Annotated in this window: 16 protein-coding genes; 11 read left to right on the top strand and 5 right to left on the bottom strand. The window is 45.5% G+C overall.

The window, feature by feature from the left end:
- Positions 1-189 precede the first annotated feature (189 nt).
- On the bottom strand, positions 190-879 hold the full coding sequence (locus tag C9I98_RS01390; protein ID WP_158262649.1) for a GntR family transcriptional regulator: 690 nt from the start codon (positions 877-879) through the stop codon (positions 190-192).
- A 341-nt stretch (positions 880-1,220) separates the two neighbouring features.
- Here C9I98_RS01390 and C9I98_RS01400 point away from each other — a divergent pair, with 341 nt between their 5' ends.
- Positions 1,221-2,279, top strand: coding sequence for an isopenicillin N synthase family dioxygenase (locus C9I98_RS01400; protein WP_211318291.1), 1,059 nt, complete (start codon positions 1,221-1,223; stop codon positions 2,277-2,279).
- Between the two features lie 46 nt (positions 2,280-2,325).
- On the opposite strand, the gene C9I98_RS01405 is transcribed toward C9I98_RS01400, so the two are convergent.
- A complete protein-coding gene (locus tag C9I98_RS01405) occupies positions 2,326-3,072 on the bottom strand; it encodes a hypothetical protein (protein ID WP_107271468.1) in 747 nt (248 codons plus the stop codon).
- A gap of 250 nt (positions 3,073-3,322) precedes the next feature.
- On the opposite strand from C9I98_RS01405, the gene C9I98_RS01410 reads away from it, so the two are divergent.
- The 3 genes from C9I98_RS01410 to C9I98_RS01420 all read left to right on the top strand — a co-directional run bounded on the left by C9I98_RS01410 (position 3,323) and on the right by C9I98_RS01420 (position 6,056).
- A complete protein-coding gene (locus C9I98_RS01410) occupies positions 3,323-4,234 on the top strand; it encodes a DMT family transporter (protein WP_211318292.1) in 912 nt (303 codons plus the stop codon).
- Between the two features lie 125 nt (positions 4,235-4,359).
- Positions 4,360-4,986, top strand: coding sequence for an SGNH/GDSL hydrolase family protein (locus tag C9I98_RS01415; RefSeq protein ID WP_107271469.1), 627 nt, complete (start codon positions 4,360-4,362; stop codon positions 4,984-4,986).
- Entirely contained in the window at positions 4,965-6,056 is a 1,092-nt protein-coding gene (locus tag C9I98_RS01420) for an acyltransferase family protein (RefSeq protein ID WP_107271470.1), read from the top strand. The genes C9I98_RS01415 and C9I98_RS01420 overlap by 22 nt, the downstream gene beginning before the upstream one ends.
- 76 nt (positions 6,057-6,132) lie before the next feature.
- Here the strand turns inward: C9I98_RS01420 and C9I98_RS01425 are convergent, their stop codons facing one another.
- A complete protein-coding gene (locus C9I98_RS01425; protein WP_036816518.1) occupies positions 6,133-8,505 on the bottom strand; it encodes a Lon protease family protein in 2,373 nt (790 codons plus the stop codon).
- Positions 8,506-8,750: 245 nt separating this feature from the next.
- Here C9I98_RS01425 and C9I98_RS01430 point away from each other — a divergent pair, with 245 nt between their 5' ends.
- Complete coding sequence (locus C9I98_RS01430; protein WP_036816515.1) at positions 8,751-9,266, top strand: RNA methyltransferase; 516 nt, start codon at positions 8,751-8,753, stop codon at positions 9,264-9,266.
- Between the two features lie 12 nt (positions 9,267-9,278).
- Here the strand turns inward: C9I98_RS01430 and C9I98_RS01435 are convergent, their stop codons facing one another.
- Entirely contained in the window at positions 9,279-10,001 is a 723-nt protein-coding gene (locus tag C9I98_RS01435) for a hypothetical protein (protein WP_036816512.1), read from the bottom strand.
- 208 nt (positions 10,002-10,209) lie between these two features.
- The gene (locus C9I98_RS01440; protein WP_036816509.1) at positions 10,210-10,968 is read right to left on the bottom strand and encodes a DeoR/GlpR family DNA-binding transcription regulator; all 759 of its coding nucleotides are present in this window, start codon (positions 10,966-10,968) and stop codon (positions 10,210-10,212) included.
- A gap of 294 nt (positions 10,969-11,262) precedes the next feature.
- Between C9I98_RS01440 and ltnD the strand changes: the two genes are divergently transcribed.
- The 6 genes from ltnD (at position 11,263) to C9I98_RS01470 (ending at position 17,788) form a co-directional block, all read left to right on the top strand.
- Positions 11,263-12,168 carry an L-threonate dehydrogenase gene (gene ltnD, locus C9I98_RS01445; protein ID WP_081878815.1) on the top strand — a complete coding sequence of 302 codons (906 nt, stop codon included), beginning with the start codon at positions 11,263-11,265 and terminating at the stop codon, positions 12,166-12,168.
- Between the two features lie 2 nt (positions 12,169-12,170).
- The gene (otnK, locus tag C9I98_RS01450) at positions 12,171-13,430 is read left to right on the top strand and encodes a 3-oxo-tetronate kinase (RefSeq protein WP_036816504.1); all 1,260 of its coding nucleotides are present in this window, start codon (positions 12,171-12,173) and stop codon (positions 13,428-13,430) included.
- On the top strand, positions 13,423-14,055 hold the full coding sequence (gene otnC / locus C9I98_RS01455; protein ID WP_036816502.1) for a 3-oxo-tetronate 4-phosphate decarboxylase: 633 nt from the start codon (positions 13,423-13,425) through the stop codon (positions 14,053-14,055). The genes otnK and otnC overlap by 8 nt, the downstream gene beginning before the upstream one ends.
- Entirely contained in the window at positions 14,055-14,831 is a 777-nt protein-coding gene (otnI, locus tag C9I98_RS01460; RefSeq protein WP_107271471.1) for a 2-oxo-tetronate isomerase, read from the top strand. Before otnC ends, otnI begins: the two co-directional genes overlap by 1 nt.
- Before the next feature lie 134 nt (positions 14,832-14,965).
- Positions 14,966-16,420, top strand: coding sequence for a GntP family permease (locus tag C9I98_RS01465; RefSeq protein WP_036821301.1), 1,455 nt, complete (start codon positions 14,966-14,968; stop codon positions 16,418-16,420).
- A gap of 159 nt (positions 16,421-16,579) precedes the next feature.
- The gene (locus C9I98_RS01470; protein WP_081878923.1) at positions 16,580-17,788 is read left to right on the top strand and encodes a multidrug effflux MFS transporter; all 1,209 of its coding nucleotides are present in this window, start codon (positions 16,580-16,582) and stop codon (positions 17,786-17,788) included.
- The last annotated feature ends 78 nt before the right edge of the window (positions 17,789-17,866 follow it).

Raw genomic sequence — 17,866 nt, forward strand, 5'->3', positions numbered from 1 at the left:
TACAGAACAGAATATCAAAGGTCAAACAACAGTGATAAAAATGTGATTAAAATGTAAAACCATCATCAACAAAAACGGCCTACTTTCCTCTTCTCTTCAAGGAAAGTAGGCCGAAGCAACCGCAATGCCTAAGCGAATATACCCAAGCAACTTCAAGGTACAGGTTCAGCGAGAATTTATATGCTTGAATTACTTAACAATATTGGGCGTATTCCCGGTGTAAATATGGCCGTAGCCTTCTCTAATATAGTTTGAGATTTGTTCTTTACGCTTTTCAACATGGTTACCCATAATGGCCATCGCCTTCTGGGCATCACGGGCAATCAACGCCTCAATAATATGAATATGCTCCGACTCATTCCCTGTCGGTCGATCGGTCAAGTTAACCCAGCGAATGAAATAAATACGCTGGTTGATCTTCTTCAACGCTTCCGCCAGTTCCTGGTTTCCCGATAACATGACCAACTGCTGATGCAACTTTTGGTCGAAGTCCAACAACACTTCCTTTGGTGTATCTTCACCCAGTTGCGAGTACTCAATCGCAGAGGCTTTTAATGCTTGTAGTTCTTCATCACTGGCACGCTCGGCAGCCAAATGTGTCGCCTGCTGCTCGATGATCTTGCGGAATTCATACAAGTCGAACACTTCTTTCTCGTCGAGCATATGGCAAAAGAAGCCTTTGTTTCTTTCCCAGCGCAACAGTTTATCAGAGACCAATTTCTGCATAGCCTCTCGCAGAGGAGTTCGGCTTACCCCAAGAAGCGTGGCGAGTTTACCTTCATTAATTCGCTCCCCTGGCTTGAAGTGAAACGAAATCGCCATATCCCTAACGGTTTGGTATACGTCGATATCTTCGCTTGAATTTGCTGTTTTTTTCATAGGCTTATCAATGGTTGAGCTAGGCATTCTTATTAATCTTTTTTCATAAATTCTCGATGAACTGTATTCAGTTTGCTTCATCGGAGTCAAGATTTATCCCCTGCAAATGCTTAAAAATTGGTGCTGGCTTATGAAATCGATGAATATTTCGATGCCTTCATCAAAGCAATACCCTGCATTCAAACCGTTAGCCGATCACAGTTTGGTAACAAAATGGCTACACATTTTCTTTTCGATCGCTAAACTGTATACAACCTTGAATAAAGTTAAGAATACAAAACTTAAGTCACATGCCACCACCAACAGCTAGATAACGGATTAACTAAGTCGAGAGGAAAATTATGGCTACCGATACCCTTGCCCCAACCGCTCCAATGAACAAAGCTGCGCAGATAGAAGTCATCAAACAAGCTGAATATGCCGTGGCAAGAACCATTACGACTGACGATATTCCCGTTATCGACATCGCGCCTTTAATTGCGGGCGATAATATTGAAGCTGTGGCTAAGCAAATTCTTGACGCCGTTACTCATAAGGGCTTTTTCTATATCGCCAACCACGGTATCCCACAGCAAGTCATTGACGCTGCAGGCTCTGCAATGCGAGGTTTCTTTGCCAAGCCACAAGAGGCGAAGGGCGAAATTCCGGTTAATACTAGCCAGCGAGGTTGGCTTGCTCCGGGAATGGCAACATTGGAAGGCAACAAAACCCATGACTTAAAGGAGATTTTCTTCTGGGGACCCGAGCAATGGACAGACGAGCTTAATCAAAAACGTGAAGAGCTTCCCTTAATTGCCGATAACCTCTGGCCTGATAACTCTACCCCAGAGCTAAAAACAGACCTGCTTCCATACTATGACGCAGCTTGCCAAGTCGGCCATAAAATTCTTGCAGCTATCGCCTTAGCACTGGGTTTAGAGCAAGATTTCTTCGCCAAGCGTTACCAAACACCGCTTGCGCGCGGCCAGCTGGTTTACTACCCAGTATCAACTGCACAGGATGAAGCGGAAGAGCGTTACGGCTCGGCCCCTCATACCGACTACGGTGTCTTGACCCTACTACTCCAAGATATGAATGGTGGGTTAGAGGTACTCACTAAAGACAACGAGTGGGTCACGGCAGTCCCTATTCCGGGTACCCTAGTTTGCAACGTGGGGGATCTTTTGCACCGCTGGTCAAACGATCGATTCAGCTCCAACCTGCATCGCGTCATCAACCGCTCGGGCAATGAACGCCACTCAATTGCCATTTTCTTCGATCCAACCCCAGACTCGGTGATCGACCCTCGCGACATGGGCTTAACAGAAAGTGATGAGGTTCGCTATGAACCAGTGATCACGGCTGAGTACATCAATGCGCAAAACAAGAAGTCTTTTGCACAATATGCGGACGGTGAGTAGCAGGCGAAATAACCTACCTCAGTACAGTCTGAGGTAGGTGTTATTTCTAAATAGTATTGCCAATCACTGGCTTTTTAAGAAAAACAGAATAAAAGCTTAAAGATAATATAAAAGTAATAAATATATAAATAAAACTTGGTTCAGGTACAGAACTATACAAAGAGGTAAGTGTAATTCCACATTGAGTACAACCACCTGTAGGTGAAAGTACAAAAAAGCGTCCACCTGTGAAGCTAGCTAAAGAAAAGTCAGGTAAGTTGCTTACTTGATTTCCATCAATTATATCGGCACCATTAGCATTACTATCTCGTAAGTCTAACTGTAAAAAGTTAAACCCTCCAGCATTTGGTGGTGTATATGCTACATCTCCTAAAGTAACTATATATAAGTCACCAAAAGTAGAGTTATTTCCTATAGTTAAGTTACCAAAAGTAGAACTTGAAAAGCTTGAGTGGGAAAACGTTCCAATCAATGAAGAAAATATTGTAAAGTCCCACTTTGTACCGATTAATGTATCATCAATAATCCTACCTACATTATCAATAGCTGGATCTGGCCCATTGTAAGTCATCAATGAAGAATTAGATTCAAAAGTATATGAACCACTGATTCTATCACCTGCATTGAATAAGTCATTTGATTGCCCACTATTAAAAAAGCCCTCAAATGAATACGTAATTAATTCTGCATTTACACTTGGAATGAAAAATAAGATTTTCGACATAAAAAGAAGAAAATAAAATTTCATGGTCATTTTTTTAAACTTGAACAACATTGCATAATCCTTATACATCAAGAAAATCCATATAAAGCAATAATTGTTCCATATTAACAATTACAACCACTTAACCTCGCAAAGGCCAAAGATTGTAAAATTTTTTGACACTATTACATCCTTTCTTAACTTAAGTTTTTATTCATCACACAATTCCCGTGCACAACTCGTGCTTTTCAGGCACACTCTGTCGCAGTATTTTTGATGCCCGCTCATCGCTATTTGAGCTTGTGGGCCTGCATTCGCGACAGAGGTTTTGATTAGAACGATGACCAAAGAACTGAACCCATCCTTGCCCAGCGGTAACAACCTAATGCCAGCTGGTCTAAAGTTCATGCTACTTTCGGCTCTCGGCTTTGCCTTAATGGCAGCTTGCGTGAAGCTGGTCAGTGCTTCCGGTATGCCTATTTTCCAAATCGTGGCAGCAAGGGCGCTGGTCTCGCTATTGATCAGTTACGCTGATATTAAACGTAAGAAAATCCCGGTATGGGGCAACAACAAACCACTACTAATAGCTCGCGGTACCGTCGGCACTATCGGTCTCATTTGTGTTTACTACGCTATTGCCAACTTACCTTTGGCCGAGGCAACCATCTTGCAATACCTGCATCCGGTTTTCACTGCGGTACTTGCTCTGCTATTTCTTAAGGAGCGCATTCATCTATCGACCATAGCCTGTATCGTGCTAAGCATTATTGGCCTAGTGATCACGGTGAAACCAAACATGATCACCAGCACTGCGGTTGATCTTCCTACACTGAGCGTTGGCGTTGCGATCCTTGGTGCTTTCTTTAGTGCCGTTGCCTATACCATCGTCAAACGTCTAAGCCGCAGTGAAGACAGTTCAGTCATTGTATTCTACTTCCCGTTTATCGCCCTACCGCTGTCGCTTATTTTGCTGGGTGATAACTTCCAAATGCCAACGCTGTTCGAAGGCGTATTGCTCATTTTAGTGGGTATCTTCACCCAAATTGGGCAGGTATGCCTTACTAAAGCGATGCAAACAGAAGCAGCAAGCAAGGCTACGGCATACTCCTACATTCAGGTGGTATTCTCGATTATCTTGGGTGCTGTGTTGTTCAGCGAACTACCATCAGTGTGGACCCTGATCGGTGGTGGATTGATTATCGCGGGTACGCTCATCAATATTTTTGGTAGCAAAAGAGGCCTTGCTAAGTAAAAATCATAGTGCCCAATGTGAATAGGCAAGTACATTGCCTATTCACTCATTTTAGTTTAACCGAAGCTCAAACTAAGTAAGTTAGTCTATATTTATGATTACTATACTTATTTTGAGACTGTACAATGAAAATTGTTATCACATTGATTGCCTTGTTTAGTTTAAGCTTCTATTTTTTAACCAATGATATTAATAAACAAACAGTGCAATATTTGATTGATGATTTAATAAATACTAATAATAACGTGAATTTGCTCATTGGTAGCTCATCGATTAAAAAAATTAAAAACACCGACTCTCTATCATGTGTTAAATGGCTAAACAGGGGAATGGGTAATTCAACGATAACAAACCTAACAAATTATTTAAGCCTTTCTCCTGCTTTAACTAAAACAAATCATGTAATTATATATGCTGGTGAGAATGATATTGCCTTTGGGAATTCCGTCGATACGACATTGGAAAGGATGAAGAGTTTAACTCAACAACTCATTCAATCAAATAGTCATGATATCAGTATAATCAAGATTAAGCTGTCCCCTGCAAGAGAAAGATTCCATGATGATTTTACTGAATTTAATCAACAGCTTGAAGCTACGTTCTCCAATATAAATAATGTTCGAGTTTTAGAAAATAATTTGGATAAATTTACGGCTACATCCTACACTAGTGATGGTATACATTTAACAGATAAAGGTTATGATTTATTTACTCAGGGAGTGAGTGACATATGCCAGGACATAGCAATATAGAACGTTTCCATTACCTGGATGCGATGAGAGCCATCCTCATGATGCTAGGTGTTGTCATTCATTCAGCCAACGTATATTCCCCAATTCAAGGATGGTTGATTTATAATCCAGAAACACTTTACCTTGCAGGTTTATCCGCAGATATAATTACTTCTTTTCGAATGCCCGCATTTTTTGTTGTTGCTGGTTTCTTTTGCTATTTAACGCTGACTAAATACAGCGCCACAAAATTTTTAAAATTCAGACTAAAAAGAATAATAATACCCTTTATTGCAACTGCAATTATCCTTAACTCCGTCCAAGCATTCATTTTATTTAAAACAGGTTGGCTTGATACAAACATAAAAAATTATGTATTAAATGGAGAATACATATCACACCTATGGTTTCTCGTTAATCTGACGTCATATTTTATTTTTTCAGCCTTCTTCTACAGCATTAGACACATTTTCCCTGCCCGAAAATCAATTAACATTACAATTAGTCCAGTTTTAATTTTCTTTACATTGCCATTTTTACACATTATTATTTTATCATTAAATAAAACAGGCATACCCATTTATGATGACATAATGGGGTTAACTTCAATATACTCATTATTGAAATATCTTCCATTTTTTATTTTTGGTATCTACATCTGCTATAATAAGAAAATTATAGATGTAATTATAAAAACAAAAACACAAACATACTTATTCACTGTTACTGCCATAACAACTATTAATATTTTATTTATAAGAGAAGCTGACAGCCTCATAAACAATATAACAAGTACTTATTTTGGTTATTTGCTGCAATGGGCGCTTGTCTTTTTATGCTTTAAACTGTTCTATATAGCATTTAATAAACAATCCAACACTTTTTTATACTTATCAAATGCATCATATACTGTTTATCTTTTTCATCATATTATTGTAGTCATACTCGGTTTAATGTTTATTCAATACAATGTTCCACCTATGATCGGCTTCCCCACCCTAATTTTATCGACTATTGCTATTACGTTATGGATACACAGCAACATTATATCTAAGAACAAGTATGCCTCTTTAGCATTTAATGGTCGATAAGGTGCTATTAAAAAAGCTTTGGGCTTGCACCCAAAGCTTTTGTTCATAAGGTTAACTAGCACTGTAATTCTCTTGGCTACCGGCGCAGCGCGTTCAGCTTCACTTGTGCTTTACCAAATACTGATTCGGTTGGGTAGATACCATCAGGGCTGACTTCACCAGCAGTGATACCGGTCAGAATTTCAATCGCCTCAGTCACATGGCCAATTGCCCAAATGTGGAATTCGCCTTTCTCTACTGCATCCACAATGTCTTTACGAAGCATCAGGTTATGAACGTTCGATTTCGGAATAATCACACCTTGTGTTGGCTGACGTCCCTTGATACTACAAACATCAAAGAAGCCCTCGATTTTCTGGTTTACCCCGCCGATAGGCTGAGCTTCACCAAACTGGTTCATCGAACCTGTGATGGCCACATCCTGACGCAATGGCAAATGTGAAAAGGCAGAGACAATGGCGCATAGTTCAGCCATTGAGGCACTGTCGCCATCAACGCCACCGTAAGACTGCTCGAAAGTCAGGTGGGTCGTTAACGGGATACGGCTCGTTTTACCAAAAATAGACGCCAAGTATGCCGATAAGATCATCACCCCTTTCGAGTGGATACGGCCACCCAGCTTCACATTGCGCTCGATATCAAACACCTCGCCCTCACCAAAGGCGGTTGTTGCGGTAATTCGGTTAGGGGCGCCGAACTGGTAATCCGACGTCGAAATAACCGATAGACCATTGATCTGCCCAGCCACCACGCCTTCGGTATCGATAAGGGTGGTGCCGTTGGTGAAGGTTTGCATGACATGATCTTTTAAGCGGCTCACGCGTTTCTCTTGGCTTTGCAGCGCTTGTTCAACGTGGTTAGCACGGATCATGGTTGCATTTGAAGACTTCGCCACATAGTTAGTTTCACGCAGCAAGTTGGCAATATCTGCCGAATGAAGCGATAACTTATTCTGATCATCCGCCTGTCGAGAGCTGTATTCAATAATTCGTGCTATCGCCTTGCGGTCGCAGTGCAACATGCCGTTATCGTTAACAATGCTGGAAATAAACTGCGCATACTGAGCCTCAGACTCATCGCTGCGGTTCATTTCATCTTCGAAATCAGCGGTAACACGGAATAACTCGCTGAATTCCGGGTCGTAGTGCTGCAACAGCTGATAGGTTTGGTAATCACCAAACAAGATGATTTTTACATTAAGCGGAATATCTTCCGGATCGAGCGAGATGGTGCCCGACAAGGTCACTTCTTTTTCCAGCGAGCTAACGTTCAGCTTACGGGCCCGTAAAGCACGCTTGAGGCCATCCCAAACATAAGGGCGTTCAAGCACCTTCACCGCATCCATCAGCAGCACACCACCATTGGCACGGTGCAAACTCCCCGGACGAATCAAAGAAAAATCGGTAAATACCGTGCCCTTATAGGTCGCGTTTTCGACATAACCAAAAATAGAGTGATAGTTTGGACTTTCTTCCACCACAATAGGAAATTTATGATCCGGTTGGCTGACCAACACATTCACTTGATAGCGACGGGGCATCTTCTTATCCAGTGCAGCGTAAGCCAGTGCCACCTGCTCTTCACTCTCTTCAAGGAAGATATCGAGGTTATCAAGAATATCTTCCTGCATGGCTTTCAGGTAAGCCACCACTTCTTGTAGGCCTTTGTAATCGGCTTTCAGGCTCTTGATAAAGTGAGCCACGACATCAAGGGCCACTTCTTCATTTAGCTTCTGGATTTTATCGGAGAATTCTTCTTCCAGCTCGGTCAGCTGGCGGACGATACCCCGCAGCTTACGCTCAAGATCGTTAATGGTATCTTCAAACCCTTGCTGCTCTTCCTCGGAAAGCTCGGCGAAAGTCTGCTCAGTGTGTGGCTCTTCGCCATTTAGTGCCACCAGCTGATACTCACCGGTTGTGGTGACCGATAGGCTGACACTGTGCTCTTTGGCTTCGGTGGTTAAGGTAATGAGCGCGCTTTCTTGCTTCTGGGTGAGCTGGTTTTTCAGCTTTTCTGAGCGGCTGTAGTACATCTCATTATCGAAGGCCAACGGCAAGGCTTTTACCAAACGTGTCATTAGCTTTTCGATATCTTTTTTAAACTTTTGCCCACTGCCTGCAGGCAGCTTCAGGACTTTCGGGCTACGTGTTTCTTCAAAATTGGCTACATAACACCAGTCATATAGCATATGCCCACTACCGTTAGGATCGTGGCGATTGAGGTAGCGCAACACCATGGTGCGTTTACCCAAACCATTACGGCCAATCGCGTAGATGTTATAACCCTTCTCCTTGATGGACATGGCGAACTCGACCGCCTTTTGGGCACGTTCTTGCCCGACAATCTCATCAAGCGGGGTGAGGTTTTTCGTCGACTTACAATCTTCAGGCAAGCCATTTAGTTCTGAGGCGCGGTACAGTTTGTCACTGCTAAGCGATTGAATAGTCATATGGCTCCCTCCATAAACAACCAGTTACATCCAGTGTAGACAGTAAAGCATTATGTTTTAGTGACTTAGCTACCGTTTAGACTCGAATTGCCATTATTTGTGTTCTTTTGCTGATTTTGTGAACAAAAACCATACACAAATAAGTGTTATTTTTCTCATGATTTGTGTCTGTTGCACTTCACTACCCCAATGACGGCCACTCTGCTAATATACCGCGCCTTGTATCTGGTCAGCGGAAAGTATCAATGAAAAATAGTCGAATCAGTATTGGATTAAGCAACCCTAAAAGCCCAACAAATGTTGGCGCTGTCATGCGTGCTGCGGGTTGCTATCGCGTCGACTCTGTCAGGTATACGGGGAGTCGCTATGGTTACGCAGCCAAGTTTCACACCGACACCCAAAGCATTACAGATAAGATCCCGCTGACAAACGTACAGTCGCTGCTTGATGATCTCCCTGCCGAAACCAAAATTGTTTGTGTTGAACTGGCAGAAGGTGCAACGCCATTGCCTGCATTCAAACACCCGGAAAATGCCTTATACGTATTCGGCCCGGAAGACGGCACGATTGCCCAAGAAGTTGTCGACCAAGCCGACGCGGTTGTTTATGTCCCGACTGTCGGGTGCATGAACCTTGCTGCAACTGTTAATGTGCTGCTTTATGACCGCTTGGCAAAAGCCGATGATGTGATCATGGGTGATGAGTTAATCCGACAAAGTCGAGATAACCGCAACAACTTAGTAGTGAAAACAGCGGATTGACAGGTTTAGCACTTATTGGCTAAACCCTGCCAAAATCTCACGTACAGCCGCTGCATTATTTTCGTAAGCCGCAATGGCTTGGAGCACCGTTAAGCACGCTTCAGATAAACGTGATTGGTTGTTTTCTATCACGTCGTTATATATCGAATGGGGGAAGTCTTCGGCGATCCCCTTAGGTTCCATGTAGCTAACCACCTGATCTTGGTAATCACGATGGTACTTCAAGCATGGCCAACTGATGGCCTCAACAGCCGCTTTAGCAATCCCCCGTTGCCATTCTTCGCGAACTTCTTCTGGTGATTGTTCTATATGGATTTCATCGTGGCTCTCAGTATCTAGCCACCCGCGAACAGAAGCGAGGTAATGTTGATGGTCATAATCTTGAACCAGCTCGATGGCAGAAGATGACGAATATGAAAAGCACACACTCAATATATACAGCTCAGACAGCGGCATGTTATCGAGCGCGGCCATCGCCTGAGTATAGGCTTTCTCATGAAGCCCCTTCTCTACTGCTTCCCGTTGTCTTTCTTCCTGTTGGCGCTTTTCCTTCAAACACTGAACTCGGGTCTTTCCCCCCTCTATCAGTTGCTGCGCTTGTTGCAGCAACTCGACTTCGGCTGGCGAGTACAGCTCGACCAGATCCCCCAAAATCACATCTTTGATGATATTCGAAGCCGTTGTTGCCTTGGCTTGCTTGGCTTTAAGAACCCGACTATTGGCAAAATCCAGCATGGTATCCCCCTCAGAATCGAAACACAGGTGCTAAGCACCAAAATAGTTAAAATGATTGGAAGGTTTAAGGAACTGTTGAAAAGATAGTGGGTGAAGAAGGTGGTTGAATACTATCAGTATAGCCAATACTTCAGTATTGTTAGTGACTTAGGTTGTATTTAGAAAAATGCCGCACCGTAAAGCGTGGCATTATTTCCTTTTTTAGCTGCTAAACGGTTGCGACTTCAATGCCGCGTTCAGACAAGTCATCAATACAGCTTGCCGGGAAATCGCTATCGGTAATGACCTTATCAAAGCTATCAATATCTACCGCATGAAAGGTAGCAACCTTGCCATATTTAGAGGAATCGCTCACCAAATAGCACTGCTGTGCTGAAGTAATAATAGCCTTTTTCACCAAGACCTTATCTTCACTTGGTGTCGAGATCCCCCGCTGATTCCATGATGATGTCGAAACAAAAGCCAAGTCGATATTCATTTCCCGAAGCAAATGCGCAGCCTTCTGGCCGACACAAGACTGGTTACTTTTATCAACCTTGCCACCGGTATGGTAAATATCGCATTCTGAATGGTTCATCAAATAGCAAGCAATCGCAAAATCATTGGTGATCACCAACAAATCATCACGATGATTCAGCTGATGGGCGATCTCCAGTGTTGTTGTACCTGCATCAAGGTATACCGTCATATTCGGCTTAATAAGTTGTGCCGCATACATACCGATTTCTGCTTTTTCATTACGATGCTGGTTAATTTTCACATCATGTGACAGTTCGGTGTGAATCGTTTCTGTTAGCTGTACTCCACCCGATACCGACATGACTCGTCCGTCAGACTCTAGCTTGGCGATATCACGGCGAATAGTCATATGTGATACATCAAGTTGGTGGGTCAATTCACTAATGCTAATGACTTCCTGATTACCCAACAAAGTCAGGATCGTTCGTTGTCGTTCTGCCGGAATCATAATGGTTCTTCTATATCGAGTTATCTTGCACACATCTTAACACCACCAATCACCAACTGTGAATATATGTGAGTATTTGATAAGGCAGAATTTGATTATTCTCCAATTTTTCAGCTTATTAGTCTGTGTCAGGGTGAGTTATTCACTTTAAACGGCAAGTTTCACATCAAAAATTCACATTATTTATCACACCCCATGTTAAAAAGTGTGAAGTCACGCCTAGAACAATCGAAAAAAGCAGCATAGAATCACAAACAAGAACACAAATTCACAAAAGTTAACATGGAGAGGCAAATGGAAAGTCAACAATTACAATCAGTTGCCGTAATTGGTCTAGGTTCTATGGGCATGGGTGCTGCTAAATCTTGCATTCGTGCAGGCCTTGACACTTATGGTGTCGACCTAAGCACCGACGCACTGAAAGAGCTTGAACAAGCCGGTGCAAAAGGCATATCACATAACTGTGCTGACTTCGCCAACGTACTCGATGCAGTCTTGCTACTGGTTGTGAATGCCCGTCAAGCTAAAGCAGTACTCTTTGATAATCAACTAGCCGCACAACTAAAGCCAGGCACTGCCGTGATGGTCTCTGCAACTATCTCTGCAGAAGACGCGAAAAGTATTGAAGCCGGCCTTAAAGAACACCAACTACTTATGCTTGATGCACCAGTTTCTGGCGGGGCTGCGAAAGCCAATGTCGGTGAGATGACTATCATGGCGTCAGGCTCACAAGAAGCCTTCGCCAAACTAAAACCGGTACTCGATGCAACCGCAGGTAAGGTTTACAACATTGGCACCGAAATCGGCATGGGTGCCACGGTGAAAATTATCCATCAGCTGCTTGCGGGCGTTCACATTGCTGCGGGAGCTGAAGCCATGGCGCTTGCCGCTCGTGCCAATATTCCTCTGGATTTGATGTACGACGTAGTAACCAACGCCGCGGGCAACTCTTGGATGTTCGAAAACCGCATGAAGCACGTAGTCGATGGCGACTATACCCCAACGTCAATGGTCGACATCTTTGTTAAGGATCTCAACCTCGTTTCTGATACTGCCAAGGTTCTGAAATTCCCACTCCCGCTCGCCTCTACAGCACTGAACATGTTCACCAGTGCTAGCAATGCCGGTTTTGGCCAAGAAGACGACAGTGCCGTCATTAAAATTTTCGATGGCATCGAACTGCCTAAGAAGGAGCAATAATCATGCTACTAGGAGTTATTGCCGACGATTTCACCGGCGCAACCGACATTGCAGGCTTTCTGGTTGAAAACGGCATGCGTACCATTCAACTAAATGGTGTCCCAGAGACCAACCTCGATATCGACGCTGATGCCGTCGTCATCAGCCTAAAATCACGCTCTTGCCCCGTGGAAGAAGCGATTGATACATCGGTTGCAGCCCTTAATTGGTTGCAACAACAAGGTTGCCAGCAGTTCTACTTTAAATACTGCTCGACATTCGACAGTACTAGCAAAGGCAACATTGGGCCTGTCACCGATGCACTGCTTGAAGCCCTAAACGAAGACTTCACTATCGTTTGCCCTGCATTACCCGTTAACGGACGCACTGTGTTCAACGGCCACCTGTTTGTCATGGGTGAATTACTCTCTGACTCGGGGATGCGTAACCACCCGGTTACCCCGATGACAGACTCCAGCCTTGTTCGCCTGATGGATGCGCAATCAAAAGGCACAACTGGCTTGGTGAACTACCAGTCAATAGAGCTTGGTGCTCAGGCTGTTACAGAACGCTTCGCCGCCATCGCCCAAGAAGGCAAGCAATATGCGGTTGTTGATGCCTTCAACCAGTCCCATCTTGAGACAGTCGGTAAGGCTGTTAAATCCCTCAAACTGGTTACAGGCGGTTCTGGTTTAGCGTCGGGGATTGCGAAAAACTGGACCGAACATTTGACCGACCAGTCATCGGCTAAAGAAGCGGGTAAACCGCAGCAAGCCAAAACCGTGGTGCTTTCAGGTTCATGCTCAGTCATGACCAATCAGCAAGTGGCCACTTATGCGCAAAAGGCGCCACACCTGGCGTTGGATATAAAAGCGTGTCTTGAGCAGCAAGATTACTGTGAATCGGTGTTCCAGTGGGTAATTGAAAACCTGGATGCTGACCTTGCACCCATGGTTTATGCCACAGCAGAGCCGGAAGTACTAAAGGCTATCCAAGCGCAATATGGCGCTCAAGCATCCAGCCATGCGGTTGAACAGTTCTTCAGCCAACTGGCCCACCAGCTAAAAGAAAATGGTGTGCAGAACTTCATCGTTGCGGGCGGCGAAACCTCCGGAGTCGTGACCCAGAGCCTTGATGTAAAAGGTTTCCACATTGGCCCTCAAATCGCACCGGGTGTGCCTTGGGTAAAAGCCGTCGACAACAAGCTGTCACTGGCGCTGAAATCCGGCAACTTTGGTGACGTTAACTTCTTCGAAACGGCACAAGGGTTCTACCATGACTGAACAACAACTTAGAGAGCAAATGGTAACGCTTGCCCGTTCAATGTTCGAGCGAGGTTACGCGACCGGCGGCGCGGGTAACCTATCGCTCAAACTGCCTAACGGGCACTTTCTCGCCACACCGACAGGCTCTTCGTTTGGCCGACTGGACGCAGAACGTTTATCGGTCGTTGATATTGATGGCAACCACATTTCAGGTGACCGCCCTTCGAAAGAAGTCGCATTTCACTTGGCAATTTACCGTAACAACAGTGAATGCAATGCCATCGTGCATTTGCACTCCACATACCTAACGGCGTTGTCCTGTTTGGAAGGGCTGGATACCGACAATGCCATTAAACCGTTCACGCCATATTTTGTTATGCGTATCGGTAAGTTGCCGGTGATCCCTTACCTACGCCCGGGAGACCCGCGCATCGCTGAAGAGCTTGCCAAACGCGCTGCAGACTACCGTGCCTTCCTGCTCGCCAACCACGGTCCGGTCGTGACAGGCAGCGACCTCATTGATGCGATCGACAATGCCGAGGAGCTGGAAGAAACCGCAAAGCTTGCGCTGATGCTCGATGGCAAATCAATCCGATACCTGAGCGATGAAGAAATCACAGATCTACAAGGGAGAGGCAAGTAATGGCCAAGTTCGCAGCAAACCTCACAATGCTATTTACCGAAGTGCCGTTCCTAGAGCGCTTCGAGCAAGCTCACCAAGCCGGTTTCAAGGCCGTGGAATACCTTTTCCCGTATGCCTATGACGCAGAAGTACTGGCTGGCGAGCTAAAGAAATATGACTTCGAGCAAGCGCTATTCAATATGCCTCCGGGTAATTGGGATGCCGGCGAGCGTGGCTTTGCCGCAATCCCTGGCCGTGAGGGTGAGTTCCGTTCCAGTGTCGATACAGCACTGAACTACGCGCTCACCTTAGACTGCAAAAAAGTGCATGCGATGTCGGGCATTGTTGATAGCAATTACAGCCACCAACAACATGTCGACACCTTCATCAACAACATCCGTTTTGCTGCCGATGTATTTTCTGCCCACGGCATTGAGTTGATGATTGAACCGCTGAACAACCGTGATGTGCCGGGATACTTTATTTCTCGCCAGCGTGATGCGGTTGAGCTAATCAAACTGGTTGATCGCCCGAATGTGAAGCTGCAGCTAGATCTCTACCACGCGCAAATTATGGATGGCGACTTATCGGTGCTTATCCGCGACTTGGCTGACTACACCGGCCACATTCAAATTGCCTCGGTACCTGAGCGCCATGAACCAAGCGAAGGTGAGCTGAACTACCCTCACCTGTTCAATGTGCTGGACGAGTCTGGTTACACCGGCTGGATTGGTTGTGAATACAACCCTAGAACAAACACAGTCGACGGACTGGGTTGGGTGAAGGCTTACCTTTAGCGCTTTAGCAACGAAAACGTAGAACAGCTTGTGGCACTTGTTCTTCCAAGTGCCCAATTCAAAAATCGTATAAACGACGTGAAATTAAATAACTCATAGAGCCTGCTCAGCAGGCCAACAAAAGGAATGAAAAGATGGATGGAGCAATTCTAGGCATTATTGTTGGTATTACCGCAATGATGGTCATGATCATCAAGACCCGTATCCCTGTCGCACTGGCAATGGTGCTTTCATGTTTAATCATGGGCCTATTTGCAGGTATGGCGCCAACTGAGTTGGTAAATGCAATCAAATCAGGCTTCGGTGGTGTACTCGGCGGTATCGGCCTAATCATCGCTTTCGGTGTCATCATGGGTGCCTGTTTCGAGAAATCGGGCGCAGCCGTGAGAATGGCAAAAACCTTTGTCAAAATTTGCGGTAAGGGACGTGAGGATCTCGCGCTTGGCTTTACCGGCGTATTAGTGGCGATCCCTGTTTTCTGTGACTCTGCTTATGTACTGCTGCACTCGCTGGTTCGCGCTATTTCACGCAACACCGGTAAGTCTGCAGTTGGCTTGGGTGTCACACTGGCGCTTGGCCTATTGATCACCCACGCACTTGTGCCGCCAACGCCAGGACCAGTTGCGGTATCGGGTATTCTTGGTGTTGACCTAGGTGTCTACATGCTTTGGGGCTTGGCAGTGTCTATCCCTATGATGATGCTATCGCTAATCTACATCCGCAAAGTGGGCCAGCAGTACTACCGAGTACCAAATGGTGACAACTGGATCACGAACCAAGCGGACTGGGCAAATCTAGAAAACGTTAAAGAAACCAAAGACGAAGATTTACCAAGCAACTTCCTGTCATTCGGCCCAATCCTAGTGCCAATCGCGCTTATCCTTGCAAACACAATGATTGGCGAAGGTAACAGCTTCTTCCACACTTTCCTCCAGCTAGTGGGTAACCCTGTCGTTGCAGTCGGTATCGGTGTTCTTATGGCACTTTACGGCCTAACTACGCAAATCGACCGCAAAGAAATGGTCGGCTCAATGGACGATGCGCTGTCAACAACCGGTCTAATCCTTGTGGTAACAGGTTGTGGTGGTGCGATGGGTGCCGTACTAAAAGCTTCTGGTGCAGGCCCGCAGGTCGCAGAAGTCATTGCAAGCAGTGGTATCCCACCACTACTAGTACCACTTGCTATCGCTTCAATGCTTCGCCTAATCCAGGGCTCAGCGACGGCGTCAATGATGGTTGCTGCGACAATGACGCTACCACTAGTAGAAACACTGGGCCTTGACCCTGTATTTGTCGCACTAGCTTGTGCTGTTGGCCCAGTCGGCTTCTCACACCTAAACGACTCATACTTCCACATCATCAGCCGTACGCTGGGTATCACTGAGCTTTCTGACCAACTTAAGATTTGGAGCATGACTTCGACTATCGCATGGGCGATTGGCGCAAGCATCATCATGACGCTGAACTTGTTCTTCGGAAAAGGCGGTACGCTAATCGACCCAATCATTCCACTGGCTGTACTTGGCGCCATCGTGGTTTGGATGAAGTCTCGCAAAGCAACCCCAGTAGTAAACGCAACCGCATCATAAGCGGAAGTTCGACAACCCTTCACTCAAGCAGCCTACTTCGGTAGGCTGTTTTTTTCTTACTCTAACCTTAACAATGTCGCCTTTTACCTAGGTAATGGTATTGCTATCTGGGTAAAATGCTGCGTAATAAAGCATAAAAACACAGTTAAGGTTTCAACGTTGAGTTCAAGCAATCCGTCACTGTCGACATCCCCCCTGTCGCCACCTAGCATTACCACGCTGGTTCTGTTAACTGGCCTATCGGCAATGTCGATCAGTATCTTCCTGCCTTCATTGCCACAAATGGCCGAGTTCTTTAACGTTGAATACGGCATCATGCAACTTTCCATTTCAGGCTATATCGCCATGAATGCCGTCGTGCAGTTCGTCATTGGGCCGCTGTCTGATCGCTACGGCCGACGTACCATGATGTTGTGGTCTTGTGTCATATTCTCGCTTGCTACCCTTGGATGCCTCCTTACCGATAATGCCTATGTTTTTCTCTTTTTCAGGACAGTCCAAGCCGTCGTCATTAGTGCAGGGGTGATCGCCCGTGCCGTGGTGCGAGACATTGCCGATGAGCGTGATGCCGCCAGCATGATTGGCTATATCATGATGGGCATGTCGATGGTGCCAATGATCGGGCCAACGCTTGGCGGCTTCCTTGGTGAATGGTTCGGCTGGCAGGCCAGTTTCGTACTACTGCTTATTTCCGGTGTTGCCATTACCATTCTGACTTTTGTCGATATGGGTGAAACCGCCCCCCAAAGCCGCTCATCCTTAATTGAACAAATCAAAAACTACCCTAGCATCCTAAAAAATCAGTCATTCTGGGCCTATTGCCTGATCACCATGTTTGCCAACGGTACTTTCTTCTTGTTCCTCACCGGCGGTCCGTTAATCGGCTCCGCGGTGTTTGAGATGACACCATCCGTTTTCGGGCTGTACTTTGCCTTCACCCCATTGGGGTATCTCATCGGTAACTACTTATCAGGCCGTTTTTCGAAACACCTAGGTATGCAAAAAATGATTGGGGCAGGCATTGCCCTGTGCTTTGTCGGCCTCATTGCCATCCTCGCGATGAAATACGCAGGGCTGACTACCCCGCTTATTTTCTTTGGCTTAATGGCGTTTGTTGGGCTTGGCAATGGCTTGATCTTGCCCAATGCAACGGTGGGAATGCTTTCGGTCAAACCTGAACTTGTCGGCTCAGCATCCGGTCTGGGTGCCGCTATCATGACAGGCGGTGGGGCGCTACTCTCTACCTGCGCCAGTTTGGTGGTGTATCCTGGATCAGGGGTTGTCCCTATGGTCTGGCTGATGACAGCCACTTTCGTGCTAGTCACCATACTCTACTTTTGGTGTCAGCGCCTGAAAGGCAAACGCTAGCTCCAAAAATCAATTCAGTTGCACCCCATAATACAAAGCCCCACAACATCAATGCTGTGGGGCTTTGCTTATTGGCTA

It is taken from the genome of Photobacterium sanctipauli (assembly GCF_003026495.1).
Classification (GTDB): Bacteria; Pseudomonadota; Gammaproteobacteria; order Enterobacterales; family Vibrionaceae; genus Photobacterium; species Photobacterium sanctipauli.